The sequence below is a fragment of the Homoserinimonas sedimenticola genome (genome assembly GCF_026094475.1).
In the GTDB taxonomy this organism is placed as follows: Bacteria; Actinomycetota; Actinomycetes; order Actinomycetales; family Microbacteriaceae; genus Homoserinimonas; species Homoserinimonas sedimenticola.
The window spans coordinates 17,117-38,792 of record NZ_JAPELL010000002.1 but is presented as its reverse complement, the minus strand read 5'-3'; the positions used below and the strand labels follow the sequence as shown (position 1 = coordinate 38,792).

At 68.5% G+C, this 21,676-nt stretch carries 17 protein-coding genes; 6 read left to right on the top strand and 11 right to left on the bottom strand.

What is annotated here, in order from left to right:
• Positions 1-169: 169 nt before the first annotated feature.
• The 4 genes from OH146_RS11360 to OH146_RS11345 are packed head-to-tail and all read right to left on the bottom strand — an operon-like array spanning position 170 to position 2,739.
• Positions 170-922, bottom strand: coding sequence for an ABC transporter permease (locus tag OH146_RS11360; RefSeq protein WP_265160848.1), 753 nt, complete (start codon positions 920-922; stop codon positions 170-172).
• The gene (locus tag OH146_RS11355; RefSeq protein ID WP_265160845.1) at positions 919-1,821 is read right to left on the bottom strand and encodes an ABC transporter ATP-binding protein; all 903 of its coding nucleotides are present in this window, start codon (positions 1,819-1,821) and stop codon (positions 919-921) included. Before OH146_RS11355 ends, OH146_RS11360 begins: the two co-directional genes overlap by 4 nt.
• Positions 1,818-2,111, bottom strand: coding sequence for a transcriptional regulator (locus OH146_RS11350; protein ID WP_265160842.1), 294 nt, complete (start codon positions 2,109-2,111; stop codon positions 1,818-1,820). Before OH146_RS11350 ends, OH146_RS11355 begins: the two co-directional genes overlap by 4 nt.
• A complete protein-coding gene (locus OH146_RS11345) occupies positions 2,101-2,739 on the bottom strand; it encodes a hypothetical protein (RefSeq protein ID WP_265160840.1) in 639 nt (212 codons plus the stop codon). The genes OH146_RS11350 and OH146_RS11345 overlap by 11 nt, the downstream gene beginning before the upstream one ends.
• 90 nt (positions 2,740-2,829) lie before the next feature.
• Here OH146_RS11345 and hrpA point away from each other — a divergent pair, with 90 nt between their 5' ends.
• Positions 2,830-6,762 (top strand): ATP-dependent RNA helicase HrpA, encoded by a 3,933-nt coding sequence (hrpA, locus tag OH146_RS11340; RefSeq protein WP_265160837.1) that lies wholly within the window; start codon positions 2,830-2,832, stop codon positions 6,760-6,762.
• A 105-nt stretch (positions 6,763-6,867) separates the two neighbouring features.
• Here the strand turns inward: hrpA and OH146_RS11335 are convergent, their stop codons facing one another.
• Together OH146_RS11335 and OH146_RS11330 are read right to left on the bottom strand one after the other, a co-directional pair.
• Entirely contained in the window at positions 6,868-7,860 is a 993-nt protein-coding gene (locus tag OH146_RS11335; protein WP_265160835.1) for a ribonucleotide-diphosphate reductase subunit beta, read from the bottom strand.
• 152 nt (positions 7,861-8,012) lie between these two features.
• Positions 8,013-10,538 carry a ribonucleoside-diphosphate reductase subunit alpha gene (locus OH146_RS11330; RefSeq protein WP_265160833.1) on the bottom strand — a complete coding sequence of 842 codons (2,526 nt, stop codon included), beginning with the start codon at positions 10,536-10,538 and terminating at the stop codon, positions 8,013-8,015.
• Positions 10,539-10,723: 185 nt separating this feature from the next.
• Between OH146_RS11330 and OH146_RS11325 the strand changes: the two genes are divergently transcribed.
• Complete coding sequence (locus tag OH146_RS11325; RefSeq protein WP_265160831.1) at positions 10,724-11,932, top strand: MFS transporter; 1,209 nt, start codon at positions 10,724-10,726, stop codon at positions 11,930-11,932.
• A gap of 358 nt (positions 11,933-12,290) precedes the next feature.
• Here OH146_RS11325 and OH146_RS11320 read toward each other — a convergent pair whose 3' ends face one another.
• Together OH146_RS11320 and OH146_RS11315 are read right to left on the bottom strand one after the other, a co-directional pair.
• A complete protein-coding gene (locus OH146_RS11320; protein ID WP_265160829.1) occupies positions 12,291-13,289 on the bottom strand; it encodes an aldo/keto reductase in 999 nt (332 codons plus the stop codon).
• Between the two features lie 9 nt (positions 13,290-13,298).
• The gene (locus tag OH146_RS11315) at positions 13,299-14,180 is read right to left on the bottom strand and encodes an alpha/beta fold hydrolase (protein ID WP_265160827.1); all 882 of its coding nucleotides are present in this window, start codon (positions 14,178-14,180) and stop codon (positions 13,299-13,301) included.
• A 128-nt stretch (positions 14,181-14,308) separates the two neighbouring features.
• Between OH146_RS11315 and OH146_RS11310 the strand changes: the two genes are divergently transcribed.
• From OH146_RS11310 to OH146_RS11295, 4 genes are all read left to right on the top strand, one after another.
• Positions 14,309-15,196: a DUF4349 domain-containing protein gene (locus tag OH146_RS11310; RefSeq protein ID WP_265160825.1), complete on the top strand. Its 888-nt coding sequence runs from the start codon at positions 14,309-14,311 to the stop codon at positions 15,194-15,196.
• Positions 15,197-15,202: 6 nt separating this feature from the next.
• Positions 15,203-16,534, top strand: coding sequence for an MFS transporter (locus OH146_RS11305; protein WP_372508505.1), 1,332 nt, complete (start codon positions 15,203-15,205; stop codon positions 16,532-16,534).
• Between the two features lie 125 nt (positions 16,535-16,659).
• Positions 16,660-18,243: a lipase maturation factor family protein gene (locus tag OH146_RS11300; RefSeq protein WP_265160821.1), complete on the top strand. Its 1,584-nt coding sequence runs from the start codon at positions 16,660-16,662 to the stop codon at positions 18,241-18,243.
• Positions 18,236-19,669 carry a phytoene desaturase family protein gene (locus OH146_RS11295; RefSeq protein WP_265160820.1) on the top strand — a complete coding sequence of 478 codons (1,434 nt, stop codon included), beginning with the start codon at positions 18,236-18,238 and terminating at the stop codon, positions 19,667-19,669. Before OH146_RS11300 ends, OH146_RS11295 begins: the two co-directional genes overlap by 8 nt.
• A gap of 81 nt (positions 19,670-19,750) precedes the next feature.
• Here the strand turns inward: OH146_RS11295 and OH146_RS11290 are convergent, their stop codons facing one another.
• From OH146_RS11290 to OH146_RS11280, 3 genes are all read right to left on the bottom strand, one after another.
• Positions 19,751-20,371: a DNA-3-methyladenine glycosylase I gene (locus OH146_RS11290; protein ID WP_279349030.1), complete on the bottom strand. Its 621-nt coding sequence runs from the start codon at positions 20,369-20,371 to the stop codon at positions 19,751-19,753.
• 53 nt (positions 20,372-20,424) lie between these two features.
• Positions 20,425-21,024, bottom strand: a complete 600-nt coding sequence (locus tag OH146_RS11285; RefSeq protein ID WP_265160818.1) for a methylated-DNA--[protein]-cysteine S-methyltransferase — start codon at positions 21,022-21,024, stop codon at positions 20,425-20,427.
• A 61-nt stretch (positions 21,025-21,085) separates the two neighbouring features.
• Complete coding sequence (locus tag OH146_RS11280; RefSeq protein WP_265160816.1) at positions 21,086-21,562, bottom strand: RNA polymerase sigma factor; 477 nt, start codon at positions 21,560-21,562, stop codon at positions 21,086-21,088.
• Between the last annotated feature and the right edge of the window lie 114 nt (positions 21,563-21,676).

The window sequence follows — 21,676 nt, the reverse complement described above, 5'->3', positions numbered from 1 at the left end:
CGCCACTGTATGCAGAAGATCGGCGCTTCGCAACGAGAAGCGAGAGATTTGGCCGTTCACAGCGGCCTATGTATACACAGGGGTGTCGGAGCTGTGGGAACCCGGCGTTAGTTGTAGCCGGGTCGCACTTCCCACCCGTCTCGCGACATCCGACTCCACACTCTGAGCATCAGCGGAAGCGACGCCCCTCATCCCGTCGGAACAACACCAGCGCAAGCACGAGCGTCACGGCGATCCAGCCGAGGATGCCCAACCACACCCACGGCGCCAACTCCCCACCCTGCACCGCCCAGATCACCAGCTCGCGCGCCTGCCGCGACGGGAAGAACGTCGAAAGCGTGTTGAGCCACGGCGCGAACATCATGGGCGGCAGGAAGAGCCCGCCAGCAAACGCAAAGCCGAACATGACGATCTGCACCACCGCGATAGCCGCCTTCGATGGCATCGAATAGCCCACACACACGCCGATCAGCATGAACGGCAGGGCCGACACCGCGAGCGCGAGGAGCCCGAAAAGTATCCGGCCCACGGATGCTTCGGCTGCCGTGAACAGACCGCCGATGATGATCACCGGCACAATTGCCACGAGACCCATCAGGCCGATCGAGAAGACGTGCGAGAGCACGCGCGCCATGCCAGGGACGGGGAGGGTCCGCAGGTACGGGTCCCACGGCTTCTCCCGGTCCTCCGAGATCGTCAGGCCGAAACTGAAGAGCGAGTTCGACATGACCGCGAAGACCGAGAGCGAGATGACCGCCTGGGTCGCAAAGAAGGGGTCCGCGGCCACAACCTCCTGCGGCACCACGAAGAACAAGAGGGCCAGGGCGGGAAAGACGAGCGAACCGATCACGGCGATCGGCACCCGCATCGTCTCCAGAAGCGCGTACTTGGCGTGTATGCCGGCGAGCCGGATGACGGTCATGATGCAGACTCCAGGGTCGAAGGATGAGAGGTGAGAGCGAGGAACGCCTCCTCGAGCGTCGCGCCGCGCACCGCCAAGCCCGAGAAGGGGATGCCTGCGCGCACCAGCTCGACGACCGCCGCGTCGGCGTCCCGCACGAAAAAGGTGTGCGAGCCGTCGCCCGCATCGCGGGACTCCACCACGCCCGCGAGCGCCGCGACGGCCTCCGGTCGCGGGGTCGAGAGCCGCAGCATCCGCAGCCCCACACGGTCGAGCACGGCAGCGAGATCGTCGTCGGCGAGCACACGGCCCTCCCCGATCACAACGACGCGCTCGGCGAGAGCCTCGATCTCCTCCAGGTAGTGGCTCGTGACCACGACCGTGGCACCCCCATCATGCTGACGGCGGACCGCATCCCACAGGGTGCGGCGGGCGTCGACATCAAGCCCCGTCGTCGGCTCATCGAGCAGCACCAGCCGAGGGCGCGCGACGAAAGCGAGTGCGACACTCACCCGGCGCTTCTGCCCGCCTGAGAGCGAGCCCGTCTGGCGGCGAAGCAACTCGGTGAAACCGAACTCCTCCGCGAGCTCCCCCTTCGGCACGGGATCCTCGAAATGAGAGGCCACAAAATCGATCACCTCCCCCACGCGCAGGGTGGGCGGCAGGGCCGTCTCCTGGGGCGTGCTGCCGAGCATCCGCCGGTTCCTGTAGTCCGACGGGTCACCGCCGAGCAGCTCAACCGAACCACTCGTCGGTCGGCGCAGGCCCTGGAGCAGCGAGAGGAGAGTGCTCTTGCCTGCGCCGTTGGGGCCCAGGAGGCCGACGATGCGGCCAGGCTCGATTGCGAGCGAAACGTCGTCGAGCGCCGTGACGTCGCCGAAACGACGCGTCACGCGATCAAGGCGGGCGAGGGCGGTCATTCGGATGCTCCCAACAGATCTCGGAGGGCGTCGGTGTAGTCCTCGAAGGCGCGACGGCCGCGCTTCGACAGTGCTAGGTAGGTGACAGGCATGCGGCCCTGGTGGGTTTTGGTGACCTCGACGTATTCCGCTTCCTCAAGCTTGCGGAGGTGAGTCGACAGATTGCCCGCCGTCATATCGAGCAGCTCCTGCAAGCGCGGGAACGACATTCTGTCGCCGGTAGGCAACGTCGCGAGGGTCGCGGTGATGCGCAAGCGGGCGGCCGCATGGATAACCGGGTCAAGCTCCACCGCGCTGCCCCCTCCGCATGAAGAGAACGAAGTACAGGCCGCCGACGAGGAAGCCGCCACCGCCACCGACCGCCATGACGAGATTGTTGGCGGGCGACCCGAAGAAGGGGGAGATCGACCCCACCACCAGCAGCAGCACTCCGAGCACGAGCTGGCTTCGCTCGCCCCAGAGCGCAGCCCCCGCGAGGTACATGATCCCGGCCATGAGCGCGTAGGCGGAGGGGAAGTAGAGGGAGGCGAGTTCGGGCGAGAGCCCGTTGTGAATGAGCCCCATGCCGACGGCAGCGAAGGCCGCGCCCGAGAGGCTCCAGGAGATGCCGTAGACAGCTCCCTGGAAGTTGGAGGCGCCCTGCACACCCCGTCCGATGCGCGTGCCGACAATCGCCGAGGTCACGATGGAGGCGATGAGCAGCACGCCGAATGCTGTGCCGGCGACCCCCAGTGGCAACCAGTCGACGACGCGCGCCAGCCAGAGCAGCACGAACCCCAGGAGCCAGGCGAAGCCCCAGACGAAGTAGAGCCATGCGACCGGCCTGACATAGGAGAGTGTCACCTGCCGCTTCTGCCGCTCCAGCAGCGCGAGCATCTCTGCCGGGTCGAGCGGTGTGTCGTCGTCGCTGTGCGTCATATCTACTTTGTATTGCAAAGTGCTTTGCCTAGTCAATCACTTTGTCCGCACCGACCCGCACCCTCCGGCTCGACGTAGGATGGAGGGCTCATGATCCCCGCCATCGCCTATCCCCCCGACCTGCCCGTCAGCGGGCGACGCGACGACATCATGGCCGCCATCCGCGACCATCAGGTCGTCATCGTGGCGGGGGCGACCGGTTCGGGTAAGACAACGCAGCTGCCCAAGATGCTGCTCGAGCTCGGCTACGAGTCCATCGGCCACACACAGCCCCGTCGTATCGCCGCCCGCACGATCGCGGAACGCATCGCGGAGGAGCTCGGGCAGGAGGTCGGCGGCCTCGTCGGCTACCAGGTGCGCTTCACCGACCGCACCGCCAAGGGCACGCGCATCAAGCTCATGACCGACGGCATCCTACTGAACGAGATCCACCGCGACCGGATGCTCCGCAAGTACGACGCCATCATCATCGACGAGGCGCACGAGCGCAGCCTCACAATCGACTTCCTTCTCGGCTACCTCAAGCAGTTGCTGCCCAAGCGGCCCGACCTCAAGGTCATCATCACCTCGGCGACGATCGACCCGGAACGCTTCGCCGCTCACTTTGCCTCCCCCGCCGGGCCCGCCCCCATCGTCGAGGTCAGCGGGCGCACCTACCCCGTCGAGATTCGCTACCGACCGTTGGCTCCGGATGCTACGACCGACGATGTCGACGACGACGACGTCCCGGCGAGCGCCGTCGGCGAACCCATCGACCTCTTCGACGGTATCAACTCCGCGATCGACGAGCTCGGGCGCGAGGGCAGCGGCGACATTCTCGTCTTCCTCAGCGGCGAGAACGAGATTCGGGATGCCGAGGACGCGATCCGGGCGCGAAACCTGCCCGGCGTGGAGGTCCTCCCGCTCTACGGGCGGCTGAGTGCGGCCGACCAGCACCGGGTGTTCCAGCGAACCTCGACCCCGGGCATCCGTCGCCGTATCGTGCTCGCGACCAACGTCGCCGAGACCTCGCTCACGGTGCCCGGCATCAAGTACGTGATCGACGCCGGCACGGCGCGTATCAGCCGCTACAGCGCGCGCGCGAAGATCCAGCGGCTGCCGATCGAGCCCATCTCGCAGGCATCCGCCAATCAGCGCTCGGGCCGTTCGGGGCGCACGAGCGAGGGCATCGCGATCCGCCTGTACTCGCAGGAGGACTTCGAGAAAAGGCCCGAATTCACCGACCCGGAGATCCTGCGCACCAATCTTGCGGCCGTCATCCTGCAGATGATCTCGCTCGGGCTGGGCGCGATCGAGAAGTTCCCCTTCCTGCAGCCGCCCGACTCGCGCGGCATCAAGGACGGCCTCGACCTGCTGCGGGAGCTGGGCGCGGTTTCGACGGGCGGGGCCGGCGGCGGCGCAACCGGCGGCAAGCAGGAGATCACCAAGATCGGTCGCCAGCTCTCGCAGCTGCCGATCGACCCCCGACTCGCGCGCATGGTCATCGAGTCGAAGCGACACGGAGTCACCCGGGAGGTCATGGCGATCGTCGCGGGGCTCAGCATCCAGGATCCCCGCGAGCGCCCCCTCGACAAGCGCCCGCAGGCCGACCAGCTGCACGCGCGCTTCGTCGACAAGACGAGCGACTTCCTCACCCTCCTGAACCTCTGGAACTACCTCAAGGAGCAGGAGCAGGCCCTCAGCGGCAATCAGTTCCGCCGCCTGTGCAAGGCGGAGTACCTCAACTACCTGCGAGTGCGGGAATGGGCGGATGTCTACCGACAGCTCGAGCGGATGGCGAAGCCGCTGGGCCTCACGATTGGCGACCCCAGCACGGATGGCAGCGGCATCCACCGTTCCCTCATGGCCGGGTTGCTGAGCCAGCTCGGCATCCGCGACGACACCGTCGCGCCCCAGGGCAAGGCGAGCAAGGACCGCGATCGCCCTCGCAACAAGAAGGGTGACTACCTCGGGGCGCGCCAGGTCCGCTTCTCCGTCTTCCCCGGCTCGGCGCTCGCCAAGAAGCCGCCCGCCGAAATCATGTCGGCCGAGCTTGTCGAGACGAGCCGCCTCTTCGCGCGCATGAACGCCGCCGTCGACCTTGCCTGGGCCGAACCCCTCGCGGGTGACCTCGTCAAGCGCCAGTACGGCGAGCCCCACTGGGAGAAGCGCCAGGGGGCTGCAGTCGCCTACGAGCGCGTGACCCTCTACGGTGTGCCGATCGTCGCCCGCCGCCGCGTGCAGCTCTCGCGCATCGACCCCGCCCTCGCCCGCGAACTCTTCATCCGGCACGCCCTCGTCGAGGGCGAATGGGATGTCACGAGGCTCGACAAGCGGCTGACCGCGTTCGATCGCGCCAACCGCGCCCTGCGCAGGCAGCTCGCCGAGGTCGAGGAGCGCACCCGCCGCCGCGACATCCTCCTCGACGACGAGGCCGTCTTCGAGTTCTACGACCGCCGGCTGCCCGCGGATGTCGCAACCCAGCGCGACTTCGAGGCCTGGTGGAAGCGCAGCCGCCCCGAGAGCCCCGAGCTGCTCACGATGACGCGCGAGGACCTGATCGACGAGCCGGATGCTGCGCCCGAACTGCTTGAGGCGGACTACCCGAAGTGGTGGCGACAGGGCGACCAGCGCCTCAAAGTCACCTACCGTTTCGAGCCGGGCGCAAAGGATGACGGCGTCACGGTGCATGTGCCGCTCGCGCTGCTCGCCCGACTCTCCCCCGCGGGCTTCGACTGGCAGGTGCCCGGCCTGCGGGCCGACCTCGTCGCAGCCCTCATCAAGGCGCTGCCGAAGGCGATCCGGCGCAACGTCGTGCCGGCGGGAGATTGGGCGCGCAAGCTCCTTGAGGGCCTCCCCGACGATCTGGACACTACGGAGATGCCGCTCACGGAATACATTGCCCGCGAGATCCAGCGCCGCACCTACACGCCCGTTGACGTCGAGGACTTCGAGCTCGACCGTGTGCCCGAGCATCTGCTCGTGACATTCGCTGTCGTGAACGAGCACGGGCGCGAACTCGCCCGCTCAAAGGACCTCACTGCCCTACAGGCCAAGCTGCGCGAGCGGGCACGCGAGAGCGTCGCGCGGGCCCACGCGAGGCCAGCTGCCGCAAAGCCGGGGTCGCCCACCTCCTCCGCTTCACCGCAGCCGAGCATCGAGCGCGGCGGGCTCACGGCGTGGGACTTTGACGAACTCCCACGCATCCGCGATACGAGGGTTGCCGGCAACGTCGTGCGCGGCTACCCCGCCCTTGTCGACGAAGGCGCGAGCGTGGGCATCCGTCTCATGAGCACCCCCGCGGAGCAGTTGCGCGAGCACCGGCGCGGTGTGCGACGGATGCTGCAGCTCGCGATCCCCGCCCCCACCGCCTACGTGCAGGAGCACCTCACCGCAGCGGAGAAGCTGAGCCTTGGGGCGAGCCCCTACCCCTCGACGCGGGCGCTCTTCGACGACGCGATGGCGGCGACGCTCGACGACGTGCTCGGCTTCCCGACGGATGCTGCAGCGCTCCCGTGGACGCGTGCCGACTTCGAGGCACTCCGCGACCGCGCCTCCGCCCGCATCGTCGACGGCCTCTTCACGACCGTCTCTCTCGCGGCACGCTCCCTCGCGGCGGCCCGCGATGCCGAACGCGCGATCAAGGCCGCCACAAGCATGGCCCTCATCGCGCCGCTCGCGGATGCCCGCAGCCAACTGGAGGCGCTCGTGCACCCCGGCTTCATCGGAATCGCCGGCGTCGAGCGCCTTCACCGCGTCCCGCTCTACCTTGCGGGCATCACGCATCGGGTCGAGCGCCTCGCCGAGAATCTGGGGCGCGACCGCGTCTGGATGTCGGAGGTGCAGAGCGCGACAGAGCTCTACACGAAGGCGGGCGGCGCCCTGCCTCTCACGCGGGAACTGGTCGACGACCCGGAGCTAGCCCATCTCGTGCGCGTGCGGTGGATGCTTGAGGAGCTGCGCATCAGCCTCTTCGCGCAGCACCTCGGCACGAGCGGACCCGTCTCGGTGCAGCGCATCCAGAAGGCCCTCGCCGCCCGCTAACCACCATGCGCCAGAAGGCGCGCCCCGGGGTGAGGCGCGCCTTCGTCGTGGGTAAGCGGAACGGTGCTCGTTGCCGAGCCGGTGCTAGGTGCTAGGTGCTAGGTGCTACTTGGCGGCAGCCGCCGTCTTCGCGTTGACCTCGTAGGAGGTGTTGGTCGACTCGAAGAAGTTGACCAGCTCGAGGGTGTCGTTGGCGGTCGCCATCCACTTGGCCGGGTTCGACACCTTGTAGTGGGGCTCGAAGCCGAGCTCTTCGAGGCGGCGGTCGGCCAGGTACTTGACGTACTGGTTGATGTAGTTGGCGTTGAGCCCGAGGATGCCGCCGGGGAGCAGGTCGTGGTTGTACTGCTCCTCCATCTCGACCGCGTCGAGGATCATCTGGCGGATCTCCTCCGCGAACTCGGCCGTCTGCAGCTCGGGGTTCTCCTCCAGCACCGTGAGGATCAGGTTGATGCCGAACTTGAGGTGCAGGCTCTCGTCGCGCACGACCCAGTCCATGAGCGAGCCGAAGTTGCGCAGCAGGTTCCGTTGGCGGAACGACAGCGCCACCATGAAGCCCGAGTAGAACCAGATGCCCTCGAGGATGACGTTGTAGGCGACGAGGTTGCGCACGAAGTCCTGTTTGCCCTCGACGGTGGAGATGTCGAGGGTCTGCTCGGTCATGCGCTTGATGAACTTGACCTCGAACTCCTCCTTGCGCGCCATCGACGGGATGTCGACGTGGGCCGCGTAGGCCTCCTCCCGGTTGATGGGGAAGGTTTCGAGCACGTACTCGAAGGACATGCAGTGGTTGGCCTCCTCCCACATCTGCTTGGCAAGGTAGAGGTGCGCCTCCGCCGAGTTGATGTAGGGGTACACGCCGAAGGCGAGCGCCTTGTTGACGAGCAGCTCGTTGGGGTTGAAGTAGCTCATGAGGAACGTCACAGCGTGCCGCTCTTCATCCGTCATCTTCTTGAAGTCGGCGATGTCCTCGCCGAGCTGGATCTCGTTGGGGAACCACGTGTTGGCCACGGCCTGGTCGTACAGGTCCATCGCCCACTGGTACTTGATCGGCTTGAGGAGGAGGCCCTCCTGGATGCCGGTGCCGAGAATTCCCATCGTCTCGTTCGTCTTCTTTCTGATGCTGGTGATGTCGTGTCAGGTGTGCTGGTCAGCGCTCTACTGGCAGCTGTCGCACTGCAGGTCGTCCATGGGGTCGACCGGCACGTAGTACTCGTCGGCGTATCCGCCCATTTCGCGTCCGGCCATGCTCAGGCACCTTCCTTGGGGGCAACGCTGCCGAAGCCGCGACGGGCGGGTGCCGAGACGGCGGGCTCGGCGGCGGGTTCGGCGCTGACGGGCGCCGCCTCGCCTGCGGGAGCCGCCTGCGTCGTCGCCGCGGGCGCCGAGGATGCCCCGAAGCCGCGCCGTGCGCCGCCCGAGATCTCCGCCGACTTGTTGACCTTGACGGTCGACTGCTCCGCCTGGTGGCGCGGCTTCATGTGCAGGTAGTACGTCGTCTTGACGCCGCGCTCCCACGCCCCGTAGTAGATGTCCATCATCTCGCCGAGGTCGCGCGTCTCGAGGTACATGTTGCGGCTGATGGCCTGGTCGATCCACTTCTGCGCGCGCGCCGCGACCTCGAGGAAGGCGTAGGGCGAGAGCTGGAAGCTGGTCTTGTAGACCTCCTTGAGGTGCTCCGGAATCGATGCAACGCGCGAGATGTCACCCTGACTGCGCAGGATGTCCTCGCGCACCGTCTCCCACATCCCGAGCTTCTGCAGGTCGGCGACGAGGTTGCGGTTGACCTCGAGGAACTTGCCGTTGGAGGTGGAGCGGCTGAAGATCTGCGAGAACTGCGGGTCGAGACCCGGCGTGGTGCCCGCGACGAGACCGATGGATGCCGTGGGCGCGATCGCCATGAGGGTCGCGTTGCGCATTCCCCCCTTGACCTTCTCCCGCATGGCGTCCCAGTCGAGGCGGGTCTTGCGGTTGACCTTGATCTCGACGCCGCGGTCCTGCTCGGTCAGCGCGACACTGTCGAGCGGCACAAGGCCCTGCGACCAGCGCGAGCCCTCGAAGTTGGGGTAGGCGCCGCGCACCTGGGCGAGGTCGGCGCTCTCGTCGATCGCCGCGTAGGAGACGTGCTCCATGATCTCGTCGATCAGGTCGTAGGCCTCTTCGCTCTCGTAGCTGTAGCCGTGCTTCTCGACGATGTCGGTGAAGCCCATGACACCGAGGCCGACGGCGCGGTTCTGCTGGTTGGAGAAGTCGGCCTCCTTGACGGAGGAGCGCGTGATGTCGATGAGGTTGTCGAGCTGGCGCACGGCGATGCGGGCGCTCTCCTCGATCTTGGCGTAGTCCATCGAGACCTTGCCGGTCGCCTCGTCGACCAGGAGGTGGCGGCTGAGGTTGATCGACGCGAGGTTGCAGACGGAGACGTTGTCCTCATCCTGCGGAAGCGTGATCTCCGTGCAGAGGTTGGAGAGGTGGATCGTGCCCGTGTTGTTGTTGAGGGCGCGGTTGTTGATCGTGTCCTTCCAGGTGAGCCACGGGTGGCTCGAGCCCTGGAGTGAGATCAGGATCGCCTTGAACTGCTCGCGGGCCTTCACGACCTTGTGCATGCGCAGCTCGCCGTTCTTCGCCATCTCGATGTACTCGTTGTAGCGAGCGGAGAAGGCGGCGCCGTAGAGCTCGTTGAGGTCGGCAACCTCAAGCGGGTCGAAGAGGTACCAGTCGTCGTCGTGCTGCACGCGCTTCATGAACTCGTCGCTGATCCACACGGCCGTGTTGGCCGTGCGGGTGCGACGGTAGGGGTCGCCCGAGTTCTGGCGCAGGTCGATGAACTCGGGGAAGTCCAGGTGCCAGTTCTCCATGTAGAAGCAGAGCGCACCGAACTTCTTGCCTCCGCGGCTCACGGCGCGCAGGATCGAGTCGATCGTGTGCATGAACGGGATGGGGCCCGTCGAGGTCGTGTTGTTGGAGCGGATGGGCGAGCCCTGCGCGCGCAGCTTCGTGACGGAGAGGCCGATGCCGCCCGTGCCCTTCGTGAGCCACATGACATCGCGCGTCGTCTTGGCGATGTGCTCCATGTCGTCCTGCATCTCCATGACGAAGCAGTTCGCGAGCTGCGGGTAGATGGTGCCGGCGTTGACGAGGGTCGACCCTGCCGCGAGGTATTCGAGCTTCGACATCTTGTCGTAGAAGGCGATGGCCGTGGCATCCGGGTCGGGCTCGTTGAGGGAGAGACCCATCGCGATGCGCATCCAGAAGTACTGGGGGACCTCGAGGGCGTCGCCGTTGCGACCCTTGATGCCGTAGCGGTTGTTGAGCGTGACGACACCGATGTACTTCAGCAGCCCGTCGTGCGTGTGGTCGAGGGCGGCCGCGAGCCGGTCGAGGTCGAAGAGCTCGGTGAGACGCGGGTCGAGGAGCCCCTCCTCGACCCCGCGGCGCACATTGGGGGCGAAGTGCTCAACGTGCAGTCGGCGGAGGTCCTCGTCAGACTCGTAGTCGCCCAGCACGCGCTTGTAGATGGTCTTGAGGAGCAGCCGGGCCGCGACCGTGTCGAATGCAGGGTCGTCCTTGACGTTCTGCAGGGCGACCTGGATGACGGCCTCGTCGAGCTGCTGGGTCGTGATGCCGTCGAAGAGCGTGAGCTCGAGCTCGCTCGCGATCTGGGTGACCCAGGTGATGTTCTCGTCGAGGCCCTTGCTGGCCTCCTCGATCGCAAGATTGATCTTGTTCGCGTCGTACGGCTCCCGCGTGCCGTCGCGCTTGACCACCGTGATTCCCACTGTTCTCCCCTCTAGTGCCCGTTCAGTGCTCGACCACTATATAGCGGGGTCGAACCGGATGCTACATCCCATATCTTGGGGCGTGTCATCCACAGATGTGCATAACTTCTGCCGATTTCTCCACAGCATGTGCACTGATTCTGGCGGGTACCACCGACATTGCGACGGCATAGACTCGATCTCTTGTGAGACGGTATCTGCAGCTCCTCGGCACGCGAGGAGTCGGGCGCATCATGGCGGCCCAGCTCGTCGCGAGATTCCCGGGAGGGATGCTCTCGCTCGCCTTTCTCCTGCATGTCGAGCAGGTGCACGAGTCCTACGGTGCGGCAGGCCTCGTGCTCGCCGCCACGAGCATCGGCCAGGCCATCGCAGGGCCCGTCACGACCCGCTGGATGGGGCACTGGGGCATGCGTCCCGTCATTGTGCTCACGGCATCCGTGTGCGCCGCCGCGATCGCGGCGATCGCCCTCGTCGACATGCCCGTCGTGCTCTACATGGTCGTCGGCTTCGTCGGCGGCATCTCGAACCCACCCATCCAGCCCGCCGTTCGCACCATCTACCCCAAGCTCGTCAACTCGCGGCAGCTCACCCCCCTCTTCTCGCTCGACGCCTCAGCCCAGGAGCTCATCTGGGTGGTCGGCCCCGTCGTCACGACCTTCGTCGCGACACAGGTCGGCACCCGTCAGGCGATCCTGCTCGCCCTCGTCTTCCTCGTCGCCGGCACCGCCTGGTTCGTGCTCTCGCCCGAGGTGAGCCAGGTGCGCATCCCGCGCTCGCGGCGCCGCATCGGCGTCGTGCTGCTGCGGCCTCCCGTCATGCTCGCGACGGCCGTCGGCTTCCTCCTCGTCGCCGCGTGCGCCGCGATCGAGGCGGGCGTCGTCGCGACCTTCGGCCACGGCGACGCGAGCGCCGGCATCGCTCTGGCGATCTTCGCGGTCGGCTCGCTCGCGGGCGGGCTCACCTTCGGGCATCGCCAGATCGACCCGTGGGCGCTCGCCCGCCGCATGGCCATCGTCTTCGTGGGGCTCGCGATCGCCGTGCTCATCCTCGAGCTGTGGTGGATCTCGCTCGCCCTCTTCATCGCGGGCATCGGCATCGCGCCCGCCCTCGCGGCGATGTTCACGATCACGTCGGCGAGCGTCAAGTTCAGCGAGACCGCCGAGGCCTACGGATGGATCGGCACGGGCCAGCTCATCGGTGCCGCGATCGGCTCAGCCCTCGCCGGCTTCTTCATCGACGGCTTCGACGCCCCCGGCGCCTACTGGATCGCGGCGGCCTTTGCCTTCCTCGGCGTCATCGTCGCGATCGTCTTCCGCGGCGCAAGCCCCGACCTGCGCGGCCGCGACGCGAGTCCCATCCCCGACACGGAACCGGTGCTGACGCTCAAGGTGTAGGCGTGCGGCCGCCCGCCGGCGGTCCGCGCCGGCCGGCGCCCCGCACCCGGCGCCCCGCGCCCCGCGCCCCGCGCCCGGCGCCCCGCGCCCCGCGCCCCGCGCCCGGCTCCCCGCGCCCGGCTCCCCGCGCCGAATGCGGAGGAGATTTTCGTTGACACGCCGCGCCGCGGCATCCGTCACCCGCGTGTCGCGCAAAATCTCCTCCGGAACTGCCGGGCGGGGCCTGGGGGTGCAGCACCAGCGCGGGTGCAGCACCAGCGCGGGTGCAGCACCACCGCGGGTGCAGCACCACCGCGGGGGCAGCACCAGCGCGGGGCAGCACCAGCGCGGGTGCAGCGCACCGCCCGCGAAGCAAGCGCTACCAGCGCGGGTGCACCGCCTCGCGGAAATAGCGGTTGTAGATCTCGCGCACGCCCGCCGTGAAGCCTTCGCTGAGCGCGGGGACCTCGCCCGCCGCGGCGTTCGCCTGCGCCTGCTCGACGTTGCGGGCGCCCGGGATGACGCTGCTCACGCCCTCGAGTTGAGCCACCCAGGCGAGCGCCACCTGCGCCGTCGAGTACCCGGAGATGTAAGGCTCAGCCGCGATCAGTGCCGCGAAATCCTGAGCTGCCGCCACACCCGTCTCGAAGTCGACCCCCGAGAAGGTCTCCCCCACGTCGAAGGCCTCGCCGCCGCGGTTGAAGCTGCGGTGGTCGTTGGGCGCGAAGGTCGTGTCGCTCGTGTACTTGCCGCTCAGGAGTCCCGAAGCGAGCGGCACGCGGGCGATGATGCCGACGCCAGCGTCGATCGCGGCGGGCAGCACGGCGTCCAGCGGCTTCAGACGGAAGGCGTTGAGGATGATCTGCACACTCGCGATGCCGGGGCGGGCGATCGCCGTGAGTGCCTGCTCGGTCGTCTCGACGCTGACCCCGTAGTTCGCGATCGCGCCCTCCTCGACGAGGGTGTCGAGCGCGTCGTGGACGGCGTCGCTCGAGAAGACGGGGGTGGGCGGGCAGTGGAGCTGCACCAGGTCAATGGTCTCGACCCCGAGGTTGCGCCGGGAGCGGTCGGTCCACTCGCGGAACTTCTCGAGCGTGAAGTTCGCCGGGTCCTGCTCCTCGCGGCGCCCCATCTTGGTGGCAACCGTGAGGTCCACCCCGGGGTTGTCGGCGAGGTACCGCCCGATGATGCTCTCGCTGCGACCGTCGCCGTACACGTCGGCGGTGTCGAAGAAGGTCACGCCGGACTGCACGGCCGCATCGAGGACGGCCGTGGCATCCGCCTCGCTCACATCACCCCAGTCGGCGCCGAGCTGCCAGGTTCCGAGACCGATTGCCGAGACGGTGCGGCCCGTGCGGCCGAGAATGCGAGTGTCCATACCTCGACGCTACCCCGCCTCCACGGGCGCCCGAGAGGGGGCGGCGCGGCCCGGCGCCTGCGGTGGGCTCTCGGCCGCAGCATCCGCCTGTTCCCCCCGGATCGCGGCGGCCACCTCGCGCGCGAGACGGCGCCGCACGATGTGATCGCTGATGTCGACGCGACGCACCGTGACATTGCGCATGTTGCGGATGAACTTCATGCTGCCCGGCACGATGAACTGATCCAATGCTCCGTAGACGATCTCGACGGGAGCCGGGATCGCCGCAATGTCGGTGACGGTCGTCTGCGACTCGATGCAGTTCTCGAGCGAGAGCACGAAGGGGCGCCAGTTCGCCTCCGTGATCTCGAAAACATTGCGGATGGGTAGCAGACGGCCGATCGTCGCGGCCCGCTTGAGGGTGAACTCCTTGTGCTTGCGCAGATACTCGTATGCCCGAAGGTAGGCGCCGACCGCCATCCGATCGACGGGGTCGCCGATCGCGTCGGGGTGCAGATAGATGGGTGGGCTGACAAGCACGACCTTCTCCAGGTCGTGGGGCGACACTCGGGCGTAGCGCGAGACGATGAGCGCCCCCAGCGAGTGCCCCACGATCGTGATCGGACCCCGGATGTGCAGGCTCCTGACGGTGCGCTGCAACCACCTGACGTGCTCCTCGATCGTGTACTCGGCCCTCGCGGGGGCGGGCGAGCCGCCGTGACCGAGGATGTCGATCGAGATGACGCGGTGGTCCTTCTCGAGCAGTGGCACGAGATTCTGGAACGTCACCGACGACGATGCGATACCGTGCACGAGCACGACGGCAGGCCCCTCCCCCACATCGCTCGCAACATGCAGCACGGGTCTCGGCGCGAGGCCGAGAGAGCCGAGGATGCCGCGGAGTGAGGTCATGCCTCGATTATCGCGGTGCGGGCTGGGCGTGCGGTGGATCGCGCTCCCCGAGCGCACGACCGACTGACGTCCGAATCGTTGCAATCGTTGGGTGGTCGTGGCCCATGGCGGGCCGTTAGCCTGACCGCATGAGGCGACGACTGCTGCTGCCCGCGACACTGCTCGCGGCGATGCTCGGACTGGCCGGATGCTCGAGCGCCATGGACACCGCGAGCTCCGAGTCCGGCTCCTATGAGATGACGGACGGCTCCGCGGGAGGCGAGTCCCTCCCCGACGTCGAGGGGCCGCGCGAGGTCATCGACCCGACGGACGACCGCCAGGTGATCGTCACCGGCACCATGTGGCTCACGGTCGAGGAGCCACGGGAGGCCGCCGACGAGGCAGTGCGCATTGTCGAGTCGGCGGGCGGCTACGTCGACAACCGCTCCGAGACGGCACCCCGCGATGACGACCCCGGCCGCGCCGAACTGACTGTGCGCATCCCCTCCTCCGAGCTCAGCGAGACGGTGGACCGCATCGAGGAACTCGGCGAGGTCGAGGAGACAAACACCTACACGCAGGATGTCACGACCGTCGCCAAAGACCTCGACGCGCGCATCACGGCGCTCGAAGCATCCGTCGCCCGCCTGCTCGCCCTTATGGCGGACGCGACCACGGCAGGCGACCTCATCACGATCGAGTCAGAGCTCGCGGAGCGGCAGGCCGAGCTGGAGTCACTGCAGTCGCAGCGCCGCTCGCTCGCCCAGCAGGTCGACTTCTCCACCATCACGCTGCACCTCGGCTCGGAGGCGGATGCGCCCGTCGACGAACCCGACACCTTTGTGACGGGTCTCGTGGCCGGGTGGGAGGCGCTCGTCGCATTCGTCTCGTTCCTGCTCGTGGCGCTGGGCGTTGTGCTGCCGTGGCTCGTGCTGCCGGCGATCGCTCTGCTGGTCGTGTGGATGCTCGTGAGGCGGCGGCGACGACGCGACCAGCCGGCCGCTGCGGACGCCATCGGCGCGGAGGAGCAGGCGTAGAATCCTCTGGTGCCCGCCCCCGAACCCGCAACGAGACGCCGGGGTCGCGGCCACCTGATCGACCTCAGCCCGCTCCGCCACAGCCCCGCATTCGCCCGCCTGTGGATCGGCACCGCCGTCGCGAGCATCGGCAGCCAGATGACCGTCGTCGCGGTGGGCCTGCACGTCTACGACATCACCGGCTCCACCTTCGCGGTCGCCATGGTGGGCACGATCGCCCTCGTGCCCATGATCATCGCGGGCCTCTACGGAGGGATGCTCGCCGACGCGTTCGACCGTCGGCGCGTCGCCCTCATCGCGGCGGTCGTCGCATGGGGTTCCATCGCGACCCTCGCCGCCGTCACCTGGTTCGACAGCCACGACCTATGGCACCTCTACGCGCTGACGACCCTGAACTCCGTCGCGGCGACGATCCTCAGCGCCACCCGGACGGCGATCACACCCCGGCTGCTTCCGCGGGAACTGCTACCCGCGGCATCCGCCCTCGGTGGCATGAGCATGGGCACCGCCATCACGGTGGGGCCGGCACTCGCGGGCATCTTCGTCGCGAGCTTCGGCTTCGCCTGGACCTACTCGATCGACGTCGTGCTCTTCTCGGCCGCGTTCCTCGGCATCATCACGCTCCCCGCCATCCGGCCGGAGGGCGAGCTGCACCGGCCCGGCCTCGAGTCGATCACGAAGGGGCTCGCCTTCCTGCGGCGCGCGCCGAACATCCGCATGTCGTTCGTCGTCGACATCATCGCGATGACCTTCGGACGGCCGCACGCCCTCTTCCCCGCGATCGGCGCGCTCCTGATCGGCGGCGGGGCGGTCACGGTCGGCATCCTCACGGCGGCCGGTGCCGTCGGCACGCTGCTGTGCAGCCTGCTGTCGGGGCAGCTCGGCACGGTGCGGCGCCACGGCGTCGCGATCGGGTGGTCGATCGCCGCCTACGGCGTCTTCGTCGCGGGCTTCGGCGTCGTCATCGCGGTAGTGCAGCTGGGCGGGTTCGCGGCCGAAACCGAGGACATCAGCGAGGCGAACCTCGTCGCGCTGGGGCTCGCCGCCCTCATGATGGCCGGCACCGGAGCATCCGACAATGTTAGCGCGATCTTCCGCTCGACCATGCTGCAGACGGCTGTTCCCGACAACATGCGGGGGCGACTGCAGGGCATCTTCATCGTCGTCGTCACGGGCGGCCCGCGCATCGGCGACTTCTATGTCGGCGCCGTCGCGGTCGTGGCCGGGCTGTGGTTCCCGCCCCTGCTCGGCGGCATCCTCATCATCGCGCTCATCGCCCTGTGCCTGCGGATCACCCCCAGCTTCCGGCACTACGACGCGCTCGAGCCGACGCCGTAGTCGTTCAGGTCGCGCGCCGCCCGACGACGCGCGGGCTCGTGCTGCCCCCTCGTCCATGAGAGCTGCGCGCGCGGCTGGGTGCTGGGTGAGAGCGACCGGGCACGCCCGCTCCTAGCGTCGAGCGCATGGATTGGCTTGGCGTCGACTGGCTCTGGGCGCACGACTACGAGTTCGCGCGCGAGGTGCTGCAGCGCGGCGTCGCCGCCGTCTTCCTCGTCGCCTTCCTCTCGACCCTGAACCAGTTTCCCGCCCTCCTCGGCGAGCGCGGCCTCTCCCCCGCCCCCACCTTCCTCCGCTTCATCTCCTTCCGGCAGTCGCCCAGCATCTTCCACTGGCGCTACAGCGACCGGATGCTGCGGCTCGTCTGCCTCGTCGGTGCTCTCGCCGCGGCATCCGTCGTCGTCGGGCTCCCCCAACTCGGGCCGCCCTGGGTGCCCCTGCTCGTGTTCCTCCTCATGTGGGCGCTCTACCTGTCGATCGTGAACGTGGGGCAGACCTTCTACGGCTTCGGCTGGGAGAGCCTGCTGCTGGAGGCGGGTTTCATCGTCGCCTTCCTGGGCTCGAGCCAGTCGCCGCCCCCGCTGCCGATCATCGTCGCGTGCTGGTGGCTCGTGTTCCGCCTCGAGTTCGGCGCGGGCATGATCAAGATGCGCGGCGGAAGCGAGTGGCGCGACTTCACCGCCCTCATGTATCACCACGAGACGCAACCGATGCCGGGGCCCCTCAGCCGCTTCGCCCACCTGCTGCCGGCGTGGTTCGACAAGCTCGAGGTTGTCGGCTCCCACTTCGCCCAGCTCGTTGTGCCGTGGTTCCTCTTCGCGGCGCTCATCCCGCACCCGGTCGCGCAGGTGGTGGGCGCCTGCGCCGCCGCGATCGTCATCCTCACGCAGAGCTGGCTTGTCGTGACGGGCAACTTCGCGTGGCTCAACTGGTTGACGATCGTGCTCGCCTTCTCCGCCGTGCCCGACCTGTGGATGCTCGGGGAGGAGGGGGCACCCGGGCCCGTGTGGTTCGGGGTGGTCGTGATCGCGGCATCCGTGCTGCTGCTGGTGCTCAGCTGGCGGCCCCTGCTCAACCTGTTCTCGAGCAACCAGCTCATGAACGCGAGCTTCAACCGCTACCACCTCGTCAACGCCTACGGCGCATTCGGCACCGTGACGAAGGAACGCTACGAGGTCATCGTCGAGGGCACCGCGTCCCCCGTGCCGAGCGAGGGCTGGCGTGAGTACGAGTTCAAGGGCAAGCCGGGCGACCCCACGCGGGTTCCTCGACAGTTCGCCCCCTACCACCTGCGGCTCGACTGGCTCATGTGGTTCCTCGCGCTGGGGCGGCAGGAGCGCTGGTTCAGCGTGCTGCTGGTGCGGCTGCTGGAAGGCGACAGGGGCGTGCTGCGGATGCTGCGGCACAACCCGTTCCCGGACGCCCCGCCCGAGTGGGTGCGCGCCCGCATCTTCCTCTACCGTTTCGCGACGCACGAGGAACGCCGCGAGCGCGGCCTGTGGTGGGTTCGCCATGAGGTGGACGAACTTGCGGGCCCCGTGCAGCTGGGGCCGTCGCATCCGCTGCGCGCCAAAAACGCCTCATCCGTCGGCGGCGGCGCGAAGGCGCCCGCCGCGCAACCCGACGTCGACCCCGACGAGGCCAACGCGGTCGATGTCGACAACGACGCGGGCGAGCCGGGAACCGGGCAGGATGGTGCCCGTGGTTGACGCGAACGTAGTGGGCTCCGGGCCCAACGGGCTCGCCGCCGCGCTGACCCTCGCGAAGGCGGGGCTCGACGTCGTGCTGACGGAGGCGTCCGATGTGGTGGGCGGTGGCCTGCAGACGCGGGAGCTGACGGGGCCCGGCTATCTGCACGACGTGTGCTCGGCCGTGCACCCGGCGGCGGTTGCGTCACCGTTCTTCCGGGCGTGGGGGCTCGAGAACCGCGTTGACCTCGTCACTCCTGAGGTCTCGTACGCGCATCCGCTCGACGGCGGCCGGGCGGGCATCGCCTGGCATTCGCTTGACCGCACGGTCGACGATCTCGGACGCGACGGACGCGAGTGGCGGCGCTTCTTCGCCCCGCTCGTGAAACGCATTGACGGCCTGGTCGACTTCACGGGCTCGCAACTGCTGCGTGTGCCCCGCTCGATCCCCGCCGCCGTTCTCTACGGGTTGCGGACGCTTGAGCAGGGGCTCGGCTCCACCTGGAACCGCCGCTTCGACGGCGAGGCGGCCCGCGCCATGATCACGGGCGTCGCCGCCCACACGAACCACCCGCAGCCCTCCCTTACGACCTCGGGCGCGGGCATCCTTCTCGCCGCCCATGCGCACGCGGGTGGCTGGGCGGTGCCGATGGGCGGCTCGCAGTCGATTGCGGATGCGATGGTGCGCGACTTCGAGGCGATGGGCGGCCGCATCCGCACTGGCACGACCGTGCGGACTGCCGCCGACCTCGAACCCTCCCGCATCACCCTCCTCGACACGACCCCGCAGATGCTCGCCCGGTTCACGGAGCTGCCGGCGCGCTACCGGCGGGCGCTCGGCCGCTTTCGTTACGGGCAGGCCGCAGCGAAGGTCGACTTCGCCCTCTCGGGACCGGTGCCGTGGACGAACGCGCAGGTGCACCTCTCACCGACCGTGCACGTGGGCGGCTCCCGGGAGGAGATCGTGGCCGCCGAGCATGCGGTCGAGCAGGGGCGCGTCCACGAGCGGCCCTACGTGCTCGCGGTGCAGCCCTCCGTCGTCGACCCTTCGCGGGCACCCGAGGGCCACCACGTGTTGTGGACGTACACCCACGTGCCCAACGGCAGCACGGCGGATGTCACGGAGGCGGTCATCCGGCAGATCGAGCGGTTCGCGCCGGGGTTCCGCGACCTGATCGTCGCAAGCAACACGATCTCCGCCGTCGAGTTCGAGCAGCACAACGCCAACTACATCGGGGGCGACATTTTCGCGGGGGCGCTCGACCTTGTGCAGCTTGTGAAGCGGCCCGTGGTTTCGCGGGTTCCGTGGCGCACCCCCGTCGACGGCCTCTACCTGTGCTCAGCCTCGACGGCCCCCGGCCCCGCCGTGCACGGCATGAACGGCTGGTATGCGGCGGATGTCGCGCTCGGCGAGCATTTCGGGATGCGGGCGCCATACCGAGAGTGACCTCGGCAGCGCCGAGTGGAGCCGAAGCCGACCGCAACCAGCGTGAGCTGTAGGCCGCCGGCCCGCCACCCTCACGTCGGCCTACGCAGCCCACACCCCCGAAGTTCCGCGCCGGTGACTGCCCAGGAGATGCGTGTCGACGATGCCGATCGCCTCCATGAGGGCGAACATCGTCGTCGGCCCGACGAAGGTGAAGCCCTTCTTCTTGAGGGCCTTCGAGAGCGCGACGGACTCGGGCGAGCTGCTCGGCACGTCGGCATAGGTGGCGGGCTGGGGCGTCTCCTCCGGCTGGAACGACCACACGAACTCGGCGAGCCCGCCCTCTTCGCGCAGGGCGACGGTCGCCTTCGCGTTCGTGATGGTGGCGGCGACCTTGAGCCGGTTGCGCACGATCCCGGCGTCGGAGAGGAGGCGCGCGACATCCGTCTCGCCGAAGGCGGCAACCGCGTCAGGGTCGAAGTCCGCGAAGGCCGACCGGAACGCCGGCCGCTTGCGCAGGATCGTCGCCCACGAGAGCCCCGACTGGAACGCCTCCAGGCTCAACCGCTCGAAGACGCCGCGCTCGTCGCGCACCGGCATGCCCCACTCGGTGTCGTAGTACTCGCGCAGCAGCGGGTCTCGCGACGCCCACACCGGCCGGGCCAGCCCGTCGTCGCCGACAACGAGGGCCGAGCCGCCCACTTCAGCGGCAGCAGTGAGCAGATGCTCGCCGGGAGCCGGGCTGAGCGGCTCGACCGCCCCCGCCTGCTCCGCGCTCACGCCGCCGCCTCCATGCCGAGAAGTGCCCGCTTGGTGTCGAGCCCGCCCAGGTACCCGCCGAGGGAACCGTCGGAGCGCAGCACCCGGTGGCACGGCACGACGATCGGCAACGGGTTGGTCGCGCACGCGGTGCCGACCGCGCGGACGGCGCGCGGGCTGCCCGCCGCCGCCGCGACCTGCGTGTAGCTCTCGGTTGCGCCGTAGCCGATGCCCACCAGATGCTCGAGCACGGTGCGGCGGAAGCCGCGTGAGAGCCGCCAGTCGAGTGGCAGCTCGAAGCGGCACCGCTCCCCCGCGAAGTACTCCTCGACCTGCCGGGCGGCGTCATCGAGCCGGGACGGCGAGGCGAGCACCCGCGGGCTGACGGCATCGGCGAGCGCCTCGAGCACGGTGTCGAAGTCCTCACGCTCGAAGGCGAGGCGCACGAGGCCCTCCTCCGTCGCGGCGAGGAGCAACGCCCCGACGGGGGTGTCGACGGTGCGGTACGCCACGTCGAGAAGGCCGGCGGATGCGGCATCCGTTTCAAGTCGCTCATGAAGGCGGGTGAGCGCGTCGGCTTCCCCTGACTGGTCGAGAGATGTGAGCAGGTCGGTCATTGCTGGCTCCTTCGGTGAGTGCGTTCTCCCTGTAAACGGTGGCGACCGCGAAAGTGTGAGGTCAGTCGCTCCACTTCTTTCGGAGCGTGCGAAGCGCGGCAACACCATCGGAGGAGGCGCGACGCGCAGCATCCGCGCTCACCCCCATGATCGATGCGACCTCGACGTGCGGCAGGCCCGCGAAGAAGTGGTAGGCGACAGCCTGCCGCTGTTTGGGCGGAAGCGTCGCGACGAGCGCCCACAGCTCGGAATCGTCCGCGCCCGGCACGCCTGTGGAGGACTCAGTCTCCGGCACGGCCGCGACCGGCAGCGGGTCGCGGGCACGGGCCCGCAACACGTCGATCGCCTTGCGGTGGGCGATCGTCACAAGCCAGGCTGCGACGTCGGCGTCCGCCGGCAGGGAAGGGTACGCCCGCAGCGCCGCGAGAAACGTCTCCGACCACGCGTCATCCGCATCCTGCACGCCCAGCACGGCGCGGCACACGCGCAACACGGTCGCGCCGTGCTCCTGCACGACGCGCTCGAACGGATGACTCACGAGCACAGTCTCGCAGCAGCATCCGACACTGCTCTCACGCCCGCACTCTGTCAGAACGCGCAGGAAGCGGACCTACCGTGGCGTCAGGCACACGAGAACCCACTGAGGAGGCAG

What these genes read in the sequence shown, in the direction of transcription:
- OH146_RS11360 (WP_265160848.1), bottom strand. Translation starts at nt 922, where the DNA reads ATGACCGTCATCCGGCTCGCCGGCATACACGCCAAGTACGCGCTTCTG.
- OH146_RS11355 (WP_265160845.1), bottom strand. Translation starts at nt 1,821, where the DNA reads ATGACCGCCCTCGCCCGCCTTGATCGCGTGACGCGTCGTTTCGGCGAC.
- OH146_RS11345 (WP_265160840.1), bottom strand. Translation starts at nt 2,739, where the DNA reads ATGACGCACAGCGACGACGACACACCGCTCGACCCGGCAGAGATGCTC.
- hrpA (WP_265160837.1), top strand. Translation starts at nt 2,830, where the DNA reads ATGATCCCCGCCATCGCCTATCCCCCCGACCTGCCCGTCAGCGGGCGA.
- OH146_RS11335 (WP_265160835.1), bottom strand. Translation starts at nt 7,860, where the DNA reads ATGGGAATTCTCGGCACCGGCATCCAGGAGGGCCTCCTCCTCAAGCCG.
- OH146_RS11320 (WP_265160829.1), bottom strand. Translation starts at nt 13,289, where the DNA reads ATGGACACTCGCATTCTCGGCCGCACGGGCCGCACCGTCTCGGCAATC.
- OH146_RS11315 (WP_265160827.1), bottom strand. Translation starts at nt 14,180, where the DNA reads ATGACCTCACTCCGCGGCATCCTCGGCTCTCTCGGCCTCGCGCCGAGA.
- OH146_RS11310 (WP_265160825.1), top strand. Translation starts at nt 14,309, where the DNA reads ATGAGGCGACGACTGCTGCTGCCCGCGACACTGCTCGCGGCGATGCTC.
- OH146_RS11300 (WP_265160821.1), top strand. Translation starts at nt 16,660, where the DNA reads ATGGATTGGCTTGGCGTCGACTGGCTCTGGGCGCACGACTACGAGTTC.
- OH146_RS11285 (WP_265160818.1), bottom strand. Translation starts at nt 21,024, where the DNA reads ATGACCGACCTGCTCACATCTCTCGACCAGTCAGGGGAAGCCGACGCG.